The organism is Collinsella sp. AF29-7AC (genome assembly GCF_003475665.1).
Lineage (GTDB): Bacteria > Actinomycetota > Coriobacteriia > Coriobacteriales > Coriobacteriaceae > Collinsella.
In genome coordinates, this window is sequence record NZ_QRQX01000008.1 from 59,378 (window position 1) to 78,248 (window position 18,871).

The 18,871-nt window shown below is 60.9% G+C and carries 15 protein-coding genes and 1 tRNA gene; 11 read left to right on the forward strand and 5 right to left on the reverse strand.

Annotated elements, in window-relative coordinates:
* The first annotated feature begins 12 nt into the window (after positions 1-12).
* The 4 genes from DWZ15_RS05150 to DWZ15_RS05165 all read left to right on the forward strand — a co-directional run bounded on the left by DWZ15_RS05150 (position 13) and on the right by DWZ15_RS05165 (position 2,627).
* Positions 13-351 (forward strand): cupin domain-containing protein, encoded by a 339-nt coding sequence (locus DWZ15_RS05150; protein ID WP_118449770.1) that lies wholly within the window; start codon positions 13-15, stop codon positions 349-351.
* A gap of 43 nt (positions 352-394) precedes the next feature.
* Positions 395-733 (forward strand): cupin domain-containing protein, encoded by a 339-nt coding sequence (locus DWZ15_RS05155; protein WP_118449772.1) that lies wholly within the window; start codon positions 395-397, stop codon positions 731-733.
* A gap of 165 nt (positions 734-898) precedes the next feature.
* Positions 899-1,093 carry a hypothetical protein gene (locus DWZ15_RS05160; RefSeq protein WP_233544642.1) on the forward strand — a complete coding sequence of 65 codons (195 nt, stop codon included), beginning with the start codon at positions 899-901 and terminating at the stop codon, positions 1,091-1,093.
* 181 nt (positions 1,094-1,274) lie between these two features.
* Complete coding sequence (locus tag DWZ15_RS05165) at positions 1,275-2,627, forward strand: ATP-binding protein (protein ID WP_118449776.1); 1,353 nt, start codon at positions 1,275-1,277, stop codon at positions 2,625-2,627.
* Between the two features lie 44 nt (positions 2,628-2,671).
* Here DWZ15_RS05165 and DWZ15_RS05170 read toward each other — a convergent pair whose 3' ends face one another.
* From DWZ15_RS05170 to DWZ15_RS05180, 3 genes are all read right to left on the reverse strand, one after another.
* Complete coding sequence (locus DWZ15_RS05170) at positions 2,672-4,168, reverse strand: hypothetical protein (protein ID WP_147352313.1); 1,497 nt, start codon at positions 4,166-4,168, stop codon at positions 2,672-2,674.
* Between the two features lie 238 nt (positions 4,169-4,406).
* A complete protein-coding gene (locus tag DWZ15_RS05175) occupies positions 4,407-5,414 on the reverse strand; it encodes a DUF5692 family protein (RefSeq protein WP_035136631.1) in 1,008 nt (335 codons plus the stop codon).
* 63 nt (positions 5,415-5,477) lie between these two features.
* Complete coding sequence (locus DWZ15_RS05180) at positions 5,478-6,140, reverse strand: TetR/AcrR family transcriptional regulator (RefSeq protein ID WP_117634468.1); 663 nt, start codon at positions 6,138-6,140, stop codon at positions 5,478-5,480.
* Positions 6,141-6,329: 189 nt separating this feature from the next.
* Between DWZ15_RS05180 and DWZ15_RS05185 the strand changes: the two genes are divergently transcribed.
* The 7 genes from DWZ15_RS05185 to DWZ15_RS05215 all read left to right on the forward strand — a co-directional run bounded on the left by DWZ15_RS05185 (position 6,330) and on the right by DWZ15_RS05215 (position 13,608).
* Positions 6,330-9,107, forward strand: a complete 2,778-nt coding sequence (locus DWZ15_RS05185; RefSeq protein WP_199580037.1) for an FAD-dependent oxidoreductase — start codon at positions 6,330-6,332, stop codon at positions 9,105-9,107.
* Between the two features lie 34 nt (positions 9,108-9,141).
* Positions 9,142-9,570, forward strand: a complete 429-nt coding sequence (locus DWZ15_RS05190) for a hydrogenase maturation nickel metallochaperone HypA (protein WP_118449780.1) — start codon at positions 9,142-9,144, stop codon at positions 9,568-9,570.
* 374 nt (positions 9,571-9,944) lie between these two features.
* Complete coding sequence (locus tag DWZ15_RS05195; RefSeq protein ID WP_089573275.1) at positions 9,945-10,934, forward strand: PTS sugar transporter subunit IIB; 990 nt, start codon at positions 9,945-9,947, stop codon at positions 10,932-10,934.
* Positions 10,935-10,952: 18 nt separating this feature from the next.
* The gene (locus tag DWZ15_RS05200; protein ID WP_089573274.1) at positions 10,953-11,771 is read left to right on the forward strand and encodes a PTS mannose/fructose/sorbose transporter subunit IIC; all 819 of its coding nucleotides are present in this window, start codon (positions 10,953-10,955) and stop codon (positions 11,769-11,771) included.
* 16 nt (positions 11,772-11,787) lie between these two features.
* Positions 11,788-12,708 (forward strand): PTS system mannose/fructose/sorbose family transporter subunit IID, encoded by a 921-nt coding sequence (locus tag DWZ15_RS05205; protein WP_117633812.1) that lies wholly within the window; start codon positions 11,788-11,790, stop codon positions 12,706-12,708.
* Positions 12,709-12,828: 120 nt separating this feature from the next.
* Complete coding sequence (locus tag DWZ15_RS05210) at positions 12,829-13,227, forward strand: DUF956 family protein (protein ID WP_118449782.1); 399 nt, start codon at positions 12,829-12,831, stop codon at positions 13,225-13,227.
* A 305-nt stretch (positions 13,228-13,532) separates the two neighbouring features.
* Positions 13,533-13,608, forward strand: a tRNA-Arg gene (locus DWZ15_RS05215).
* 283 nt (positions 13,609-13,891) lie between these two features.
* Here the strand turns inward: DWZ15_RS05215 and pknB are convergent.
* Complete coding sequence (gene pknB, locus DWZ15_RS05220; protein ID WP_118449784.1) at positions 13,892-15,853, reverse strand: Stk1 family PASTA domain-containing Ser/Thr kinase; 1,962 nt, start codon at positions 15,851-15,853, stop codon at positions 13,892-13,894.
* A 132-nt stretch (positions 15,854-15,985) separates the two neighbouring features.
* Positions 15,986-18,856, reverse strand: coding sequence for an FtsW/RodA/SpoVE family cell cycle protein (locus tag DWZ15_RS05225; RefSeq protein WP_117820982.1), 2,871 nt, complete (start codon positions 18,854-18,856; stop codon positions 15,986-15,988).
* Positions 18,857-18,871 lie beyond the last annotated feature (15 nt).

The window sequence follows — 18,871 nt, forward strand, 5'->3', positions numbered from 1 at the left end:
AAGGGAGGCCCCATGGGGCTACGAAACCTGCCGACCGACGTCGCGCGCCCGCTGACGTCGCTCATTGACGACGCCGAGCCCGGTCGCGTCTCGAGCTGCTCGCTCACACGGCTCTCGGACGCATGCCAGATCATGCTGCTGTCCTTTGCGGCGGGAGAGAGCGTCTCGGACGAGGAGTACCCGGCGGACACCATGTACTACCTGCTCGAAGGCTGCGCGTGCATCACCTTCGCGCGGGAGGGACGCGTGCCCGTGCCGCTTGCCGCCGGCGAGGTGCTCCTTGTGCCCGCAGGTGTGCGGCACGCCGTGGAGCCTGCGGGTGCCATCAAACTGCTGCAGCTATCCTTGTAAGGGGACGTCTATCCAAAGAAGGCCATCGCAGAAAGGAACAACCATGGCAGAGCTCATCAAGAACATCGAGAAGGAGACCGTCTTCAAGCTGGCCGAGCAGGTGAAGCTCGAAGGCGGCAAGGTCAACAGCCTCACCCTCGCGCAGACGCCGGCCACCAAGATCACCGTTTTTGCTATCGACGCCGACGAGGGCATGTCCAGCCATGCGGCGCCCGGCGACGCGCTCATCACGGTACTCGAGGGTACCGGCGAAATCACGGTCAACGGCGTCCCGCATCAGCTGGGGGCGGGCGAGAGCACCGTCATGCCCGCCGGCGCGCCGCATGCGGTGCGTGGCATCACCCCGTTCAAAATGCTGCTCGTGGTGGTATTGGCTGCGTAGGACGGCCGACGGGAAACGAAAAGGCGGCGCGACCACGCTCGACGAGATGGAGAAGGCTCACTTTGAGCCGAACGTCAAGGGCGGCGGATCCAATGGGGTCCGCCGCCCTTTTTCGTGCGACAATCAATGGCGTTGAACGTGAGCACATGGCAAGGAGCTATGCAGATGAAAGACGAGAACGAGACGAATGCACCGGTAGCCGACGCCGCGCCTGCCGTACCCAAGCCTGCACCAAAGCCTGCGCCCAAGCCGCGCGACCCCTACATTCGCGCCGAGAACGAGGACGATGACGGCTACGATCCCTACAGCGATCGCCGCCCCGAGCGCGAGCCGATGTTCGAAGCCGACCCGTGGCGTTAAAGTAGCTAAAAGACCCCCGTCCCAAAAAGACTGCCCTCGCTGCGGCCGGCTAGTCCTGAGCCTTGATGCTGGACAGCAGAAAAACTTGATTATCTATTAATCAAGTTGCACGCAATCTTGCTCTCCTGCTAATCAAGAATCGTTATAATCTTGATTAGCAGGAGAGCAAGATTGGAGAATTATGGCATTCAACGACTTGGTGGCTCAAAAAATAAAGGACTTTGAGCAACAGGGGATTCCGCAGGTCTTTGAGCGCGACCTTGATCTGGGCAACCCGCAGGAGCCAAAGCGCGACAACATCGTATATGTGATTGTGGGCGCCCGTCGTTGTGGAAAGACGTATCGCCTGTATCAGGAGATACGGCGGCTTCAGGGCCAAGGCGTCGAGCTTGACCGGATGCTATATTTCAATTTTGAGGATGAGCGCTTGCGTCCGTATGAGCCATCGCTACTAGCGGACGTGCTCGATACATTCTATGCACTATATCCTGCTGCTCGAGGCGAGGGCGCCTACCTTTTCTTTGACGAGATCCAGGAAATACCCGAATGGGGTGCGTTTCTGCGACGCGTGGTCGATACGGAGAAGGCGACCGTTTACGTGACGGGATCTTCTTCTAAGATGCTGTCCTCAGAACTTAAGAGCGAGTTCAGGGGCCGTTCTCTTGTGCGAGAGCTTTTTCCGTTGAGTTTTTCGGAATACGTCCGATATAAGACGGGGGGCGTTCCTGAGTCGAACGCGCCCTTCTCCTCGAGCGATGCAGCGTTGCTCCGACACCATCTGGTCGGATATCTCGAGCGAGGGGGATTCATCGCGACACTTGAGCAGACGCCCGCAGACGCGATTCAGCTGCTACAGGAATATGCGTCGCGAACGGTCGCCATGGACGTCGTTGAACGTTACGACGTCAAGAACCCCCGTTTGGCCTCGCTGTTTCTGGCGCGGTGCATGGCATCTTCGGGACGAGAGCTGTCAGTGAACAAAGTGTACAACGAGTTCAAGAGCAGACAGATATCCGTCAGTCGAAATACGCTCAGCGACTTACTTGAGTATTACGAGGACGCCTACCTGCTGTTTTCGGTGCCGGAGTTCACGCGTTCGCTTGCAAATAATACGCGGTCTGCGTCTAAGGTCTACGCCGTCGATCCTGCGATGTTCGGAGCGTTCTCCCCCGCATCGGCATTGGATCATGGTCAGAGGCTCGAGACCGCGGTGTTCAATGCGCTCAGAAGAAGGACCCCCGCCGTGCGGCCCGGTTCGGTTTGCCGCCTGCTGATTAAAGATAAGAATAAAAGCCATGAGGTGGACTTTGTGGCTGGGGATGCACTGCTCATGCAGGCTTACGGCCTGATTCAGGTAAGTGTGGATATGACAAGCGAGAAAACGCGCGAGCGCGAAATTGCCGCGCTCGATGCCGCGATGGCCCAGTTTGATCTTGGCGAGTCGGTAATCGTTACCATGGATGAGCAGGCCGATATTCCATGCAAACACGGCGTGGTACATGCTGTGCCCGCATGGAAGTGGCTCCTTTCCTAATCGTCTATGGATTTGCGAGGCCAGGACTCAGGTGTCATGGTCCGCTAGTCCTGGGCCTTGATGCTCGGCAGGAGAATCTGGGCGAGGTAGTCGGTCTCGAGTTTGGTCGCGGCGTCTGCCTTGCCGTCTTTGCCGACCAGTACGTTCTTGATCTGGCTATAGGTGTAGCGGTTACCGGTCGTGAGCTCGACAAGCTCAATGGCCGAGTCCATAGGGTAGGTCGACACGGGATTCTGCGTCCGTCCGTTGATGGTCTGGGGCACCACGTACGGATAGACGGGACCGCTGGCGTAGACGGTATAACCGTTGCCTAGGTTGGCCGCACCCAAAACCGTATCGCCCTCATCGGGCGTAAAGCTCTCGCCCTCGCGCACTGCGACGAGCGTCACAATCGGTGTATCGCTGTCGCCGGCAAGATAGATGCATAGCGTGCTGCCATTTTGCCAAGTCTCGACCTTGCCGTACCACTCGACGGGGATATCGAGCTGGTAGAGGTCGGTTGCCTTGTGGCGGGCGTCGGCATCACGGGCCGCCTGTGCCTTTTGCGCGCTCACGGCATTGACGGCGGCGTCGCGCCGCGCGGTTGCCGCCTGCTGGAGCACCTTGGCGGTGGCGGCGGAGCTCGCGCCTCCCTCCTCGGCATATTTGGCGGCGGCATCGATCTGGTCGTCAGTCACCGTGTCGGCCGAAGGCACCTTGAGCTTAAAGGCGGCCTGGCTGCTTAGGTCCTGTCCGTCGCTCTTGATCGTGACCTGCGCCTTGGTGGTCGGGACGGTATAGATGGTGCCGTCGGCCGCGATGGGAGAGGCAGCGATGGAGAGCGTGTAATCGCCGGGCAGCAGTTTGATGCCGCGGCCGTGCTCGTCAACATAGAGCGTTTCGCTCACGGAGGATCCGTCAGAATCCTGGCCACTCACTTGTACGGGAATCTTGGAGCCGGTGGAACAGTCGAGGCCCGCGGCATGTACGCCAATCTGCACCGACATCATCGTGTGGGCATTGGCGGCGGCGATGGCAGCCTGCTCTTGCCGGTATCCGTTCCAGGCTGCGTAGCCTGCGCCGCCGGCGACGAGCGCAACGGCCACAGCGCCGGCAACCATCAGGTTGCGGCGCTTGGGCGACATCTTGCGATGGCGAGCCTCGGCTTCGCGTGCCGAGGGGACGGACGGTAGGGGAATATCGCCCATGGCGATGGTCTCGTCCACGGCAGGCGCGGAGCCTAAGCCAGGGAGCTCGCGGGTCAGCGAATCTTCGGCCGGTAAGCTGTCGAGCAAGACGGTTTCCTCGCCCGTGTCGGATTCGAGCTGATTGCCGGCCTCGCTTTCGGTGTCTTCGTGACCTGCCTCATCTTTGGCAGGCTCAACGTCGTCTGCATCCTGATCATCGGACTGCGCCTCGATTTCCGGCTCATCCTGCACATCAACGCTCGAATCGTCAAACGTAATCTCGGCCAGCGCGATCTGGTCTAGACTCTCCAGGGCCTCGGCACACGCTTCTGCATCTTGGACCGCATCCTCTTGGCCCATCGTCTCATCTTTCATATATCCCCCAAGCTCAATATCGGGACAACAATGTACCCAAAAACGGGGCTCCATAGAGCCGCCGCATGATTTGAAATCCGATTTTATATATGCGCGTGTTTTTGAATAGATGAATAGAGGCGCAACGACAAAAAGCCCCCGGAAAGCGAGCGAAACGCTTTTCGGGGGCTCTGCGAGACATTGGATTGAAAGGCCTGGTGAGCGGGCCTATGCCCAAGTGCCAACAGCGGCCAACATGTTACTCGGCGTGCGCGTAATCAACCTTGGCACGGCGAGCGGTGGCCTTCTCCCAATCGCTGGTGCCCTCAAAGACATCCTGCTTGTAGGGATTGCGGCCGAGCTTCTTGGCGCGGTAGGCGATGTAGATGATCGCGGCGACGTTGGCGACCAGTGCGGCGATCGAGACCGCGGTAGCGGCGCCGGGGTCGAGCGTGGAGTGGGTCACAAAGATGGACTCCTCCTGGAAGTACGGGAACACCTGGGCAAACATGCACCAAATAGCAAGCGTAAAGGCGCGGTTCTGGATCCAGCCGCCCTTGTTCCAGATAAAGGCGGCGACGGTGGGCGCCAGCAGCAGCGCAAAGCCGCAGAACCAGGAGTGGGTGGGCAGGCAGTTGTAGGTGTAGCAGAAGTTCCAGATATCGTAGGCGATGATGTAGACCCAGGTCATGTCGGGCCACAGCATGTCGGTCTTGTCCTCGGAGGCGTAGACGCTCCACCAACCGGTCATGCAGAAGATGTTGATGATACCGGCGATGCCGTTGAACACGTTGTTCCAGCCGGCCAGCTGCGTAGCACCTTCGGAGGTGACCCAGGTGGACTCGCCCAGGACAAAGAAGTGATAGGCGCTCTCGAAGTCGGACACGACGGCGATCATGATGTTGATGGCGACGATCACAAACGGCCACGCGCGGAACCAATGCGCCTTGCCGATCTTGCCCCACTGGTACTTAATGGCAATGAAGCCCCAGCAACCGGCCAGCGCCGCGTACACCTTGGCGTAGTGGAACCAGCTGTTCTGGTACACATGGGTGGGGTTGGTGAGCGCCCACTCGGCACCCTGCGAGACGCCGATGGCGATGGCGACGCAGTAGATGGTCATGGCCAGCGGAGCCACGCCAAAGATGATGGCCGCGCCCAGCTTGGTGCGGCGGCCGACCTCGTTGAGCACGATCAGGCCAATAAAGACCATGGCCCAGCCGGCCCAGTGGATAAGGGTATCGCTACCCCAAACATCGAACAGCATGCTGCTCTCCTTTCACACGCCCGCGGCCCCTCTTCCGATCGCGGGCAGTTTGGCCAAATGTCGTCAGTTTTGGGGCTTGCGCTCCGGATACTTGGCGGTATAGCCCTCGATGTGGAGTGTCGAGGCGATGATTTCCTTGACCGTCTCGTCGGGCACATCGGGGTGCGTGCGGATATACATCAACAGTCCCATGATGAGGGTGTAGAACGTCTCGTAGACATGGTCGATGCGCAGCTCATGATGGGCGACAAAATCCACCACGGTGGTGTCGCAGATATACTGCGCCACGCGCTGGACCACGTTGTGCAAAAAGCCGCCGTAGAGCGCGCCGCTGCTCGAGGTGAGCGTGCTCGGCAACTCGTGGCCGCTCACGACCAGGCGCTTAAAGAGCGGAGCAACGGTGTCGAGTGCGCCTTCGATGTCGCCAACCGTGCGGCTGGCGTTCCACTGCTCGAGCTCGGCGATAAAGCCGTCGATTGCCTCGTCCATAACGGCGGTGACGGCGGCATCCATATCGGCAAAGTAGTGGTAGAACAGCGAACGCGTGCAGCCAGCCCGCTTGGTCACGGCCGATACCGAAAGATGGGACACACCAAGCTCGGCGCTCACGGCGCGCACAGCGGCGAGGATCTCGCGACGGCGCTCGTCGCCCGTCAGGCGTTTTGCCGCGCTATCGGATGCGGGGACGGCATCGACCACAGAGATATCTGCTGCGTTGTTGCCCATGTTTTGCCGCCTTTCATCCTCTTTTGCCTGACCGTTCGCCTAACAGTCTTGAATATTGTTGACGGTTCGTCAATACTATTTTTGACACAATGTCAACAATGGCGGGTGAAAGGCATGGGGGCATGCCCGGCCTGCAAAAAAAGAGGGGCGCTGCGGTCTCGCCGGGCTGTGGCAAGAGAAGGGACGACTATGATTCTCAACGGACCGGGGATTAGCTATACCGAGCCCGATATCGGCGCGGAGTTCGTGCCGCCGATACCGGAGCATCCGCGCGAGGCCATCGTCAAACTGTGTGAGCACTGCACCAACCGCCTGCTGCACCGCGACGAGCTGCTGGGCTACGAGTACTGGTCGTTTGCCGAGGCCGCAACCGACGAGCAGGCCGAAGTGCTCTGCAAGATGAAGATGCGCCGTCCCTATACGCTGCCCGAGATGGTCAAGCTCACCGGCATGCCCGAGGCCGATATCGAGAAGATGCTCGACGACATGAGCTACACGGGTCTGCTCGAGTACAACTGGGAAAACCCCGAGCGCGCCAAGCAGTGGGTGCTGCCCATGCTGGTGCCGGGTTCCGCCGAGTTCCTCAACATGCGCGTGAGCCAGCTCGAGGAGCATCCGGTCTATGCCAAGTTCTTTGAGCAGGCGTCCAAGGGACCGCTGTCCAAGGCCACGCCGATGGTGCCGCCCGGCGGTGCCGGCATCGGCATGCATGTCATTCCGGTCGAGAAGGCCATCGATGCCGCGAGCACCTCGGTGCCGATCGAGCATATCGAGCATTGGCTCGACAAATACGAAGGTAAGTATGCCGCTAGCACCTGCAGCTGCCGCGCGAGCCGTCGCGTGATGGGAGAGGGCTGCGCCGACGACCCGGCCGATTGGTGCATCGCCGTGGGCGATATGGCCGACTACGTGGTCGAGACCGACCGCGGCCATTATGTGACGCGCGAGGAGGTCTACGACATCCTGCGCCAGGCCGAGGACAACGGCTTTGTGCACCAGATCACCAACATCGACGGTGAGAACAAAATCTTCGCCATCTGCAACTGCAACGTCAACGTGTGCTACGCCCTGCGCACTTCGCAGCTGTTCAACACGCCCAACCTGTCGCGCTCGGCCTACGTCGCCAAGGTCGAGAAGGACAAGTGCGTGGCCTGCGGTCGCTGCGTTGAGGTGTGTCCGGCCGGCGCCGCCAAACTGGGCCAGAAGCTCTGTAGCAAAAAGGCTGGCGGACAGGTGCCCGAGTATCCGCGCCAGGAGCTGCCCGATGCCACCAAGTGGGACCACACCAAGTGGTCGCCCAACTACCGCAACGACAACCGTATCGAGACGCATGAGTCCGGCACCGCTCCCTGCAAGACGGCCTGCCCCGCGCACGTTGCCGTTCAGGGCTATTTGAAGCTCGCGGCGCAGGGCCGCTATGACGAGGCGTTGGCGCTCATCAAGCGCGAGAACCCGTTGCCCGCTATCTGCGGCCGTGTGTGCAACCGCCGCTGTGAGGATGCCTGCACCCGCGGTCGCGTGGACGAGGCCGTGGCCATCGACGAGGTCAAGAAGTTTATCGCCCAGCGCGATCTGGATGCCGCGACTCGCTATGTCCCACCTGTGGTGACCCCGACGCGTGCCGGCGGCTTCGACCAGAAGATCGCCATCATCGGCGCCGGTCCGGCCGGTCTGTCCTGCGCCTTCTATCTGGCCGAGAAGGGCTACAAGCCCGTCGTGTTCGAGAAAAACGAGCGCCCGGGCGGCATGCTCACCTACGGCATTCCCAGCTTTAAGCTGCAGAAGGACGTTATCGAGGCCGAGGTCGAGGTCATTCGCCTGATGGGCGCCGAGTTCCGCTATGGCGTGGAGGCCGGTCGCGATGTGACGCTCGACGAGCTTCGCGCGCAGGGCTTTAAAGCCTTTTACGTGGCCATTGGCTGCCAGGGTGGCCGCCTTGCCGGTATTCCGGGCGAGGATGCCGAGGACGTGACCGTGGCCGTCGACTTTTTGCGCGAGGTCAACAGCGGCAAGATCGACGCGCTGCCCGGGCGCACCATCGTGGTGGGCGGCGGCAACGTGGCCATCGATGTCGCGCGCAACGCCTGCCGTCTGGGTTCCGAGCACGTTGAGATGTTCTGCCTGGAGAGCGAGGTCAAGATGCCTGCCAGCGAGGAGGAGCGTCGCGAGGCCATTGAGGACGGCGCGCACATTAGCTGCGGCTGGGGCCCCAAGGAGATTCACCTGGACGAGGCCGGTCGTGTGTGCGGTATCACCTTTAAGCGCTGCACGCGTGTCTTTGACGACGAGGGCCGTTTTGCGCCCGAGTATGACGAGAACGACTTGCGCCGTGTCGATGCCGACCGTGTCGTCATGTCGATTGGCCAGTCCATTGTGTGGGGCGACCTGCTGGCTGGCTCCAAGGTGGAGCTCGGCCGCAGCCAGGGTGCCCTTGCCGATCCGCAGACGTACCAGACCGCCGAGCCCGACATCTTTGTGGGCGGCGACGTCTACACCGGTCCCAGCTTTGCTATCGACGCCATCGCCGCCGGTCACGAGGCCGCCGTGTCCATCCATCGCTTTGTGCAGCCGGGCTCCACGCTCACCATCGGCCGCAACCAGCGCCGCTACACCGCGCTTGACCGCGACGATGTTGTGATTGAGAGCTATGACAACGCAAGCCGCGAGGTGGCACGTGTCGACCGCGAGCGCGAGAAGGCTGCGCCCTTTAGCGAGTACGTCGAGACCTTTACCGAGGAGCAGGTGCGCGCCGAGACCGCTCGCTGCTTGGGCTGCGGTGCCTCGATCGTCGACCCCAACAAGTGCATCGGCTGCGGCCTGTGCACCACCAAGTGCGCGTTTGACGCCATCCATCTGGATCGCGACCGCCCCGAGTGCTCCACGATGGTCAAATACGAGCAAAAGCTCCCCAGCCTGGGCAAGTACGCACTCAAGCGTGCCATCAAGATTAAATTCGGTCGCAAGTAAGTAGCCATAACGGGAACGGCAGAAGGAATCAAAAGTGCACGAGCTCGGAATCGTCTATCACATCATTCGCGATGTTGAGAATGTGGCGCGCGCCAATGGCGTGCGTCGCGTTTCGAGCGTGACGTTGCTGCTGGGCGAGGTCTCGGGCGTCGTTCCCGACCTACTGCTCGACGCTTGGCGTTGGGCGGCGGATAAAATGCCTATCACCGAGGGCTCGGAGCTTATCGTGGAGCCCGTTGAGGCCGTGACACATTGCGAGGCGTGCGGCCGCGACTACGCGACGGTCGAGCACGGCAAGACCTGTCCTCATTGCGGTAGCGGCGATACCTATCTGCTCCAGGGCCAAGAGGTCATGATCAAGCAGATCGAGACCCTCGACGAGGATCCGGCAGACACTGCCCCCGACGGTCCTTCTGACGCCCCCGACGCCGTCGACGCCGCCAACCCCCTCCACATCGCCTAACTTAGTCGTTGGGGACGTTCTTAAACGACTAGTCATTAAAGAACGTCCCCAACGACTACTTTGCTAGAGCATATTTCTTACCAGTAGTCAAGCACCATCTGTTTAAACGAAATAGCCTCAACCCGAGCACATTTGTGTCTGTTTAAAACCGGCAATAATGAACAGCGTGCTCAATTCGGTCATGTAAATAGATCAGCTATCAATCCTCAGCAGCAAATCAGCCAAAATACTGGAATGTAATCAGCTTGTAACAAAACAAGACGTTTAAACAAATAATGCTACCTTTTGCAGTTTTTCAAACAATTCTGCTGTATTTGCAGCTATACTCCATAACTGTCGTGTAGGAATTACGTAGACAAAAAGGAGGTTATGTGATGGTAAGTATTGTTCTTGCTAGCCATGGTGACTTGGCGGCTGGAATCAAGCAGACGGGCTCGATGGTCTTTGGCGATCAGCCGTCTGTAGCCGTGGTCTCGCTCGAGCCGAGCATGGGCCCCGACGACTTCCGTGCCAAGGTCGAGGAAGCAATCGCTTCCTTCGAGGACCAGGAGCAGGTGCTCTTCCTCGTTGATCTGTGGGGCGGCACGCCGTTCAACCAGATCAGCGGGCTCATCGAGGGCCACGATTCCTGGGCTATCGTCACCGGTGTCAACCTGCCTATGCTCATCGAGGCATATTCGCAGCGCTTTGACGCAAAGAACACTGCACATGCGATCGCAAAACATCTCGTGACTGAGGCTAAGGCTGGCGTGCGTGTCAAGCCCGAGTCTCTGGAGCCCGAGGAGAAGAAGCCGGCTGCGGCCGCCGCTGCTCCTGCAGGCGCCATCCCTCCGGGAACGGTGATCGGCGACGGGCACATCAAGATCGCCCACGTCCGTATCGACACCCGTCTGCTGCATGGTCAGGTGGCCACCACGTGGACCAAGCAGATCAACCCCAACCGCATTATCGTGGTCTCCGACGGCGTTGCTCACGACGAGCTCCGCAAGACCATGATTGAGCAGGCTGCCCCTCCGGGAGTCCATGCCAACGTCGTGCCCATCAAGAAGATGGCCGAGGTCGTCAAGGACACGCGCTTTGGCGACACCAAGGCCATGCTGCTCTTCGAGAACCCGCAGGATCTGCTCAGGGCCATCGAGGCCGGCGTCGACATCAAGGAAGCCAACATCGGTTCCATGGCCCACTCCAAGGGCAAGGTCGTCGTCACCAACGCTGTCGCCATGGGCGATGACGATGTCAAGACCATCGAGGCTCTCAAGGCCAAGGGCGTCAAGTTCGAGGTCCGCAAGGTTCCTTCGGATTCCTCCGAGGATCTCGACGCCATGTTGAAGAAAGCTAAGGCCGAACTGGCCGCTCAAGCATAGTAAAGGAGGGTCCGATACATGTCTGCAATCACTATTCTGCTTGTTGCGATTGTCGCGTTGCTTGCCGGTATGGAAGGCATTCTGGATGAGTTCCAGTTCCATCAGCCGCTCGTGGCATGCACGCTTATCGGTCTCGTAACCGGTCACCTTCAGGAGGGCATCCTCCTGGGCGGTTCGCTCCAGATGATGGCCCTTGGCTGGGCTAACGTCGGCGCCGCCGTCGCGCCTGACGCCGCTCTGGCCTCGGTCGCTTCTTCGATCATCATGGTGCTCGCCCTCAACGGTGGCGCCACCGATTCGGCCAAGGCCGTTACCGCCGCCATCGCCGTCGCCGTCCCGCTGTCGGTCGCTGGTCTGTTCCTGACCATGATCTGCCGTACCCTGGCTACCGCTATGGTTCACGGCATGGACGCCTGCGCCGAGAAGGGCGACTTCGCCGGCATCGAGCGTTGGCAGTACGCCGGCATCCTCATGCAGGGTGTTCGTATCGCCATCCCGGCAGTACTTCTGTGCATCATCCCGGCCGAGGCCGTTACCAACGCGCTTAACGCTATGCCCGACTGGCTGTCCGGCGGCATGGCTGTCGGCGGCGGCATGGTCGCTTCCGTCGGTTACGCCATGGTCATCAACATGATGGCCACCAAGGAGACCTGGCCGTTCTTCATCCTCGGCTTTGTCCTTGCTGCCATCCCTCAGCTCACGCTGATCGCCCTTGGCCTCATCGGCATCTCCCTTGCCCTCATCTACCTTGGCCTTAAGGATCTGGCCAAGCAGGGTGGCGGCATGGGCGGTGGCTCCGGTGACCCGCTCGGCGACATTCTGAACGATTACGAGTAGGAGGGGAGTGATACATATGGCAGAGAACAAGATTCAGCTCACCAAGGCTGACCGTAAGAAGGTTTGCTTCCGTCATCAGTTCCTTCAGGGCTCGTGGAACTACGAGCGTATGCAGAACGGCGGCTGGTGCTTCGCAATGATCCCTGCGATCAAGAAGCTCTACACCAGCAAGGATGACCAGATTGCCGCTCTTAAGCGCCACCTGGAGTTCTATAACACCCACCCCTATGTTTCCGCCCCCGTCATTGGCGTTACCCTCGCCCTCGAGGAGGAGCGCGCCAACGGTGCTCCGATTGACGACGTCGCCATTCAGGGCGTCAAGGTCGGTATGATGGGCCCGCTCGCCGGCGTCGGCGACCCCGCCTTCTGGTTCACCCTTCGCCCGATTCTGGGCGCACTGGGCGCTTCCCTGGCCCTGTCCGGCAGCATCGCCGGTCCGCTGCTGTTCTTCTTCGCGTGGAACATCATCCGTTACGCCTTCCTGTGGTACACGCAGGAGTTTGGCTACAAGGTCGGCTCCTCCATCGCCAAGGACCTCTCCGGCGGTCTGATGGGCAAGGTCACCGAGGGTGCTTCCATCCTGGGTATGTTCATCATCGGCGCCCTGGTCGAGCGCTGGGTGTCCATCTCCTTCACCCCGGTCGTCTCCAAGGTCACGCAGTCTGCTGGCGCCTATATCGACTGGGCCAACCTGCCCGCCGGTTCTGAGGGCATCAAGCAGGCGCTGTCGATGTACAGCTCTGTCGGTGCCACCGCACTCGACCCGGTGAAGGTCACCACGCTTCAGGCCAACCTCGATCAGCTCATCCCCGGCCTTGCCGCCGTGTGCTTGACCCTTCTGGTCTGCAAGCTCCTCAAGAAGAAGGTCAGCCCGATCGTCATCATCCTGGCTCTCTTCGCCGTCGGCATCATCGGTCGCGTCTGCGGCTTCATGTAAGCACGCTTCGGCTTAAGACCGAGAGTTGCTAGGCAAGGGCTTTTGAGCCATTGAAACGGACCGCACCCGGTGGGTACACTGGATGCGGTCCGATTGTTTTTATTGGAGGGCGAGGCGCGTATGGCGCAATCTCAAAACAGCACGGTCGATCTGGCAACGCCGGCAACCTGCCTGATGGGGCTTACCAGTCACGGCAACGTAATGGTGGGGAATAAGGCGTTTGAGTACTATAACGAGCGCAATCCCGAGGACTTTATTCAGATCCCGTGGGACGAGGTCGACTATATCGCCGCCGAGGTTTTGCGCGGCACCAAGAAGATCACGCGTTTTGCGATCTTTACCAAAGAGAACGGTCACTTTACGTTTTCGACGCGCAATGACAAGGAAACGCTACGCGCGGTGCGTAAGTACATTAACGAGGACAAGCTCGTTCGTTCGCCCGACTTTATCGATGTGACGGCCAAGGGCGCCAAGAGCATCCCCTCCGTTATCAAAAACCTTTTCCACAAAGGCAACTAGTCATTAAAGAGCGCCCCCTCAAAGTGGGGCGCAGTCTCCCATGTGGCTCGATCGGGAAAGTGCATCCCAGTTCGAGTGCCGATTGCGGGATGAAGTTTCCGGAACGGGCCCGTTTGGGAAACCGTGTCCCGTTTCGAGCCGAAATTCTGGGACACAGTTTCCCGGCGAGGTCTCATGGGGAAAGTCTGACCCTGAATTTGCCTGGATAGTGGGACGCACTTTCCGGAGGGCTGTTCCACCGCAACTTCGAAGAGTGGGTATACGCTGCATTACAGCGGCGTAAATCTGCTACACTAGTACAGCATGCCTCCGTAGCTCAGGGGATAGAGCACCGCTCTCCTAAAGCGGGTGTCGACGGTTCGAATCCGCCCGGGGGCACCAGAAGATTATAACGGCGTCGCGAGAGCGGCGCCGTTTCTGGTTTGTGGGAGCTGCCGACGGATTAGGACCGTCGACACCCGCGTCACCAATTTCCCCGCGGGGGGAGTTTTCGAATCCGCCCGGGGGCACCAGAGATTTGTCGAGCCCGGTACACCGCCACGGTGCCGGGCTCTTCTGGTTCATGCCATGTCAAAAACGAAGCGCCCGCTTGCTGGGGGAGCAAGCGGGCGCCTGTGAGCGAATATGTTTGCGGCGAGAGCCGTAATGAGCGGTTGGGTTGCGACTAGTTGGTCGTACCGGAATCGTCGCCCGTGCTCGTGCCTGAACCCGAACCCGAGCCAGAAAGTGCAACCGTCAGCGTAATCGTGCTGTCGGTGGACTGTTTGCCGGTGGGGGAGACGCCCGTGACGGTGGCGTTTTCGTTGCCACTCACGGGGTTGCCGTTCTGATCGCAGAACGCGATGTTGTAGAAGCCGGCGTTGTTGAGCGCGGTGACGGCGGCGGAAATGCTCTTGCCGTACAGGTTGCCCGGGACGGTGGCCTTGCCGGACTTCTTGGCAATGACGACGGTAATCGTGGCACCGGGCTTCTGCTTGCCGCTGGGGTTCCAGCTGATCACGGTGCCCTCGGTAACCGAGTCGTTCTCCTGGTAGTTCACGTCGACGCCAAAGCCTGTCATATCGAGGGCGTTGCGCGCCTGGGCCTCGGTCATGTCGGTCAGGTCGGGGACGGACGTGGTATCCGGGCCACTCGAGACCTTGTACGAGATGGTCGTGCCCTTCTCGACTTCCTTGCCGGCGTCGGTGCCCTGCTCAAAGACCTGGCCTTCGTCGGCCTCGTTGGCCTCCTCGGTGGCGTTGCCCTTTAGGCCAACGCTTGCCAGTGCCGCCTCTGCCTGGTCCTTGGTTAGACCGACAAGCTGGGGAACCTCAACCTTCTCGGAGGGCTTGGGGCCCTTGGAGATCACCAGGTTCACCTTGGTGCCTTTGGGCTTCTTGGTGTTGCCGTTGGGGGTCTGCTCGGCAACCTTGCCCTCGTCGACATCGTCGTTATAGCTCTGGTCGATGGTGCCGACCTCAAGGCCTTCCTCCTTGATCAGCTCGACGGCAGTCTGCTGGTCCTTGCCCAGCACGTCGGGCACGGTGACCTGTTCGCCGCCAAAGAGTCCTGTGGCAAAGGCCACCACGATGCCGATGACGGCAACGGCTGCCACCACGGCGGCGATAATCTTGTTCTTGTTGGACTTGGGCTTTTCGACCTCGTAGGAGCCGGTGGAGCCCGAAACTGAGCTACGGGCGGTATTCTGGCCGCTCACGCCCGAGACGGGACGCACCATGGCGCGCGTCTGGTCGGAAAGCTCGCGAGTCTTGGTGGCGCCCAGCTCACCGGGGGCACCGATGATGCGCGTGGGCTCCGAGATGTTGACGGCACGACCGGACAGGTAGCTGTTGAGCACCTGACGCAGCTCGTCAGCGGTCTGGAAGCGGTTTGCCGGGTCCTTCTCCATGCACTTGAGGATGATGCGCTCAAGGTCGGCGTCGACACCGGAGTTGATCTGGCTCGGCGGAATAGGCAGCTCGTTGACCTGCTTGAGTGCGACCGAAATAGCGTCGTCACCGTCAAAGGGGACGCGGCCGGTGGCGCACTCGTACATCACGACGCCCAGCGAGTAGATATCCGAGGTGGGGCCGAGGTCCTGACCGCGGGTCTGCTCGGGGCTGACGTAGTGGGCGGTTCCCAGCACGTTGTTGTCTTGCGTGAGGTGGCTGTTCTTGGCGCGCGCGATGCCAAAGTCCATCACCTTGATGTTGCCGTCGGGCAGCACCATGATGTTCTGCGGCTTGATGTCGCGGTGGATGATCTCGTGCTTGTGGGCGACCGAAAGCGCGGAGCTGATCTGCGAGCCGATCTGGGCGACCTTCTTGGGGTCGAGGGCGCCGTGGCTCTTGATGCCGCTCTTAAGGTCGGTGCCGCGCAGGTACTCCATGACGATGTAATAGGTGTCGCCGTCCTTGCCCCAATCGTAGACGCCCACGATATAGGGGGAGGAGAGACCGGCTGCTGCCTGGGCCTCCTGCTTAAAGCGTGCGGCGAAGGTTGCGTCGCCAGCATACTGCGGCAGCATGATCTTGACGGCTACCGTGCGGTCGAGGACCTGGTCCTGTGCACGGTAGACGGTCGCCATGCCGCCTGTTCCCACCTTATCCTTGAGGAGGTATCTTCCCCCGAGGACCCTCTGTTCCATTCCTGCTCCTAACATAACTATTCGCTCAACGATGTGTGTAGTACCTACGATGTGGCCGCTGGGGCCGTGTGGCGCGTTGCCGCTAACTCTTCGGCCGCGGCGCGCCTCGGGTGTCCGATTCGATCATGGGCATCACGCTCCCTGTGCGGCGAGCGCCGCGGTCAGGACGATGCCGGCAATCTTGGCCGCCTTGACGTCGTGTTTGTCGTAATCCTCCAAGGCCACCGAGATGGCGACCGTGGGTGAATCGTAAGGTGCAAAGCCAACGAACATCGAGTTGACGTTGGTGCCGCCGGTCTCGGCCGAGCCGGTCTTGCCGGCGACCTTGACGCCGGGGACCTGGGCATCGGTGCCGGTACCGGACTGGACGACGGCGAGCATGGCCTGCTTGACCTGGTCGGCCGTGGCGGAGCTGACGGCCTGACCCAGCGAGCGGGACTGCGTGGTCTTGACCACAGTTCCGTCCGGGGCGAGTACCTGGGCTACAAAGTACGGGTCCATGACCACGCCACTGTTAGCGATGGCGGCGGCAATCACGGCGTTTTGCATGACGGTGGTCTGCGGCCCGGGCGTGTGGTCCATGCCGACAGGCTGGCCGGCGCCGGCCCAGGCGGTCTCCCACTCGGTCATGAGCGACGGGTCGGCCATGATGGAGGCCGCGGAGGTCAGGTCTTGGCCGAGCTTTTGGCCGTAGCCAAAGGCGTTGGCAAACTGCACGAGCGTGTTTGCGCCAACTTCGTTTGCCACCTGGCCAAAGACGACGTTGGAAGACACGGCAAAGGCCTGCTGCAGGCTGATGGTGCCGTAGCTCTCGTTGGCATAGTTGGTGACCGGCGCGTTGCCGATGTCCATGGAGCCGGGCGCCTGGTAGGTGCTGGTAAGGCTGGCGGTGCCGGTCTCGAGTGCCGCGGAAAGCGTAACGACCTTAAACGTGGAGCCCGGCGTGTACAGCGCGTCCATGGCGCGATTGTACATGGAGCCGTCCTCGCCGCCGCCCGCCTGCAGCAGGGCGTCGATGTTGGTGTTGTCATAGGTGGGCGAGCTGGCGCATGCGAGCACCGCACCGGTACGCGGGTCGATGACCACTACAGCGCCCTTAAAGCCCTTGAGCGCCTGCTCGGCCGCCGTCTGGATACGCGAGTCGATGGTGAGCTTGGCGGTGTTGCCCGGCTGGGTCTGGCCCGCGAGCGACGCGATGGCGTTGTTCCAGCTGGAGTAATCCTTAGAGCCGGTGAGCGTGTCGTTCATGACACTCTCGATGGCGGTGGTGCCATACTGCTGGCTCACGTAGCCAACCACGTGCGCTGCCAGGTTGCCGTTGGGGTAGGAGCGTACGTAGGTGCCGTCCTCCTGCTGCAGCGACTCGGCCAGCGTCACGCCGTCGGACGTGATGATGGAACCGCGCTGGATGTACTTGGAGCGGGCGATAGTGTGGTTGTTGGTCGGCATATCCTGATAGTCCTTGGCCTTGATGACCTGGACATAGGTGAGGTTGCCGATAAGGATGGCGAACAGCGCCGTAAAGGCGAGCACCGCACGGGTTAGACGGTTGGCGAGCGCAACGCGGCCGAGCACACCGGATTCAGGCGTGTCGAGCAGGCGACGGCGCATGCGCGAGCCGACGGAATGGCTGCCGCTGCCGTAGGAAGACGAGGTGGCAAAGCGCGTGCCCGTCGGGGCGGCGGCGGATGCGACCTGATCATCGGTGATGGCGGTCATGGTGCCGGTGCCGGTAAGCTCGGCCTCGCGTCCGGTCGCTTCGTCACCGGCGCGCAGCAGGAGCGCGACGATGATAAAGCTTGCCAGCAGCGAGGAACCGCCCTGGCTCATAAAGGGCAGGGTGACGCCGGTCAGCGGGATCAGGCGGGTAACGCCGCCCACGATCAAAAAGGCCTGGAAGCTGATGGCGGCCGTAAGGCCCGTGGCGCTAAAGGCGGCGAGGTCGGATTTGGCGCGGGCAGCCGTGGTGAGGCCACGCACGGCAAAGAGCATAAACAGGATGAGCACGGCGCCGCCGCCCAAAAGGCCCATCTCCTCGCCGATGGCCGAGAAGATAAAGTCGGACTCGACGACAGGGATGTTGTTGGCCATGCCGTTGCCGATACCAACACCGACCAGACCGCCATCGGCAAGCGAGAAGAGCGACTGGACGATCTGGTAGCCCTGGCCCTGGGCGTCCTTAAACGGATCGACCCAAACCTGGAAACGCACCTGAACGTGAGACAGGAACTTGTAGGCGCCCACAGCTCCAACGGCTAAGAGCGCAAGGCCGATAACGACATACGAAAAGCGCCCCGTGGCAACGTAGAGCATCAGCAAGAAGATGGTGTAGAACAGCACGGCCGAACCCAGGTCGCGTTCGAAGACGACGACGAGCAGGCACACACCCCACACGGCAAACAGCGGCAGCAGCAGTCGCAGGCGAGGGATCTTAAAGCCCAGGATCTTGCGGTTGGAGATGGAGAGCAGCTCGCGGTTCTCGGCCAGGTACCCAGCCAGGAACAGCACGATAAAGACCTTGGCGAACTCGCCAGGCTGGATGGTAAAGCCCGCGATGCGAATCCACAGCTTGGAGCCCGAGATCGTGGTGCCGATAAAGATGGGCAGCATCAGCAGGATGATGCCGATGATGCCAAAGGTGTACTTGTAGCGCATGACCACGTCGAGGTTTTTGACCAGTGCGAGCGTTCCCACCATCAGGGCCACCGAGACAAACAGGATGATGAGCTGTGAGATGGCGAGAGCGGGGGCGAGGCGTGTCACGAACGTGATGCCGATGCCCGAAAGTATAAATACGATGGGTAGGATGGCGGGGTCGGCGCCGGGCGCCAAGATGCGCACGGCGATATGTGCCGCGGCGAAGGCGGCAAAGAGGCCGATCGGCACGGCGAGCGTCTCAAAGGAGATGGCGGCGCCCGCGGTGAGCACGTACATCGCATACAGCAGGATGACGGGGAACGCCGAGGCGATGAGCAAGAGCAGCTCGGTGTTGCGGCGACTCATAAGCGGCACTCCCTT

Excerpts from the sequence above, each read along its gene's own strand:
- DWZ15_RS05170 (WP_147352313.1), bottom strand. The coding sequence starts at position 4,168 with ATGAAAGATGAGACGATGGGCCAAGAGGATGCGGTCCAAGATGCAGAA.
- DWZ15_RS05225 (WP_117820982.1), bottom strand. The coding sequence starts at position 18,856 with ATGAGTCGCCGCAACACCGAGCTGCTCTTGCTCATCGCCTCGGCGTTC.
- DWZ15_RS05150 (WP_118449770.1), top strand. The coding sequence starts at position 13 with ATGGGGCTACGAAACCTGCCGACCGACGTCGCGCGCCCGCTGACGTCG.
- DWZ15_RS05205 (WP_117633812.1), top strand. The coding sequence starts at position 11,788 with ATGGCAGAGAACAAGATTCAGCTCACCAAGGCTGACCGTAAGAAGGTT.
- DWZ15_RS05180 (WP_117634468.1), bottom strand. The coding sequence starts at position 6,140 with ATGGGCAACAACGCAGCAGATATCTCTGTGGTCGATGCCGTCCCCGCA.
- DWZ15_RS05195 (WP_089573275.1), top strand. The coding sequence starts at position 9,945 with ATGGTAAGTATTGTTCTTGCTAGCCATGGTGACTTGGCGGCTGGAATC.
- DWZ15_RS05160 (WP_233544642.1), top strand. The coding sequence starts at position 899 with ATGAAAGACGAGAACGAGACGAATGCACCGGTAGCCGACGCCGCGCCT.
- pknB (WP_118449784.1), bottom strand. The coding sequence starts at position 15,853 with ATGGAACAGAGGGTCCTCGGGGGAAGATACCTCCTCAAGGATAAGGTG.
- DWZ15_RS05185 (WP_199580037.1), top strand. The coding sequence starts at position 6,330 with ATGATTCTCAACGGACCGGGGATTAGCTATACCGAGCCCGATATCGGC.
- DWZ15_RS05210 (WP_118449782.1), top strand. The coding sequence starts at position 12,829 with ATGGCGCAATCTCAAAACAGCACGGTCGATCTGGCAACGCCGGCAACC.
- DWZ15_RS05165 (WP_118449776.1), top strand. The coding sequence starts at position 1,275 with ATGGCATTCAACGACTTGGTGGCTCAAAAAATAAAGGACTTTGAGCAA.
- DWZ15_RS05200 (WP_089573274.1), top strand. The coding sequence starts at position 10,953 with ATGTCTGCAATCACTATTCTGCTTGTTGCGATTGTCGCGTTGCTTGCC.
- DWZ15_RS05155 (WP_118449772.1), top strand. The coding sequence starts at position 395 with ATGGCAGAGCTCATCAAGAACATCGAGAAGGAGACCGTCTTCAAGCTG.
- DWZ15_RS05175 (WP_035136631.1), bottom strand. The coding sequence starts at position 5,414 with ATGCTGTTCGATGTTTGGGGTAGCGATACCCTTATCCACTGGGCCGGC.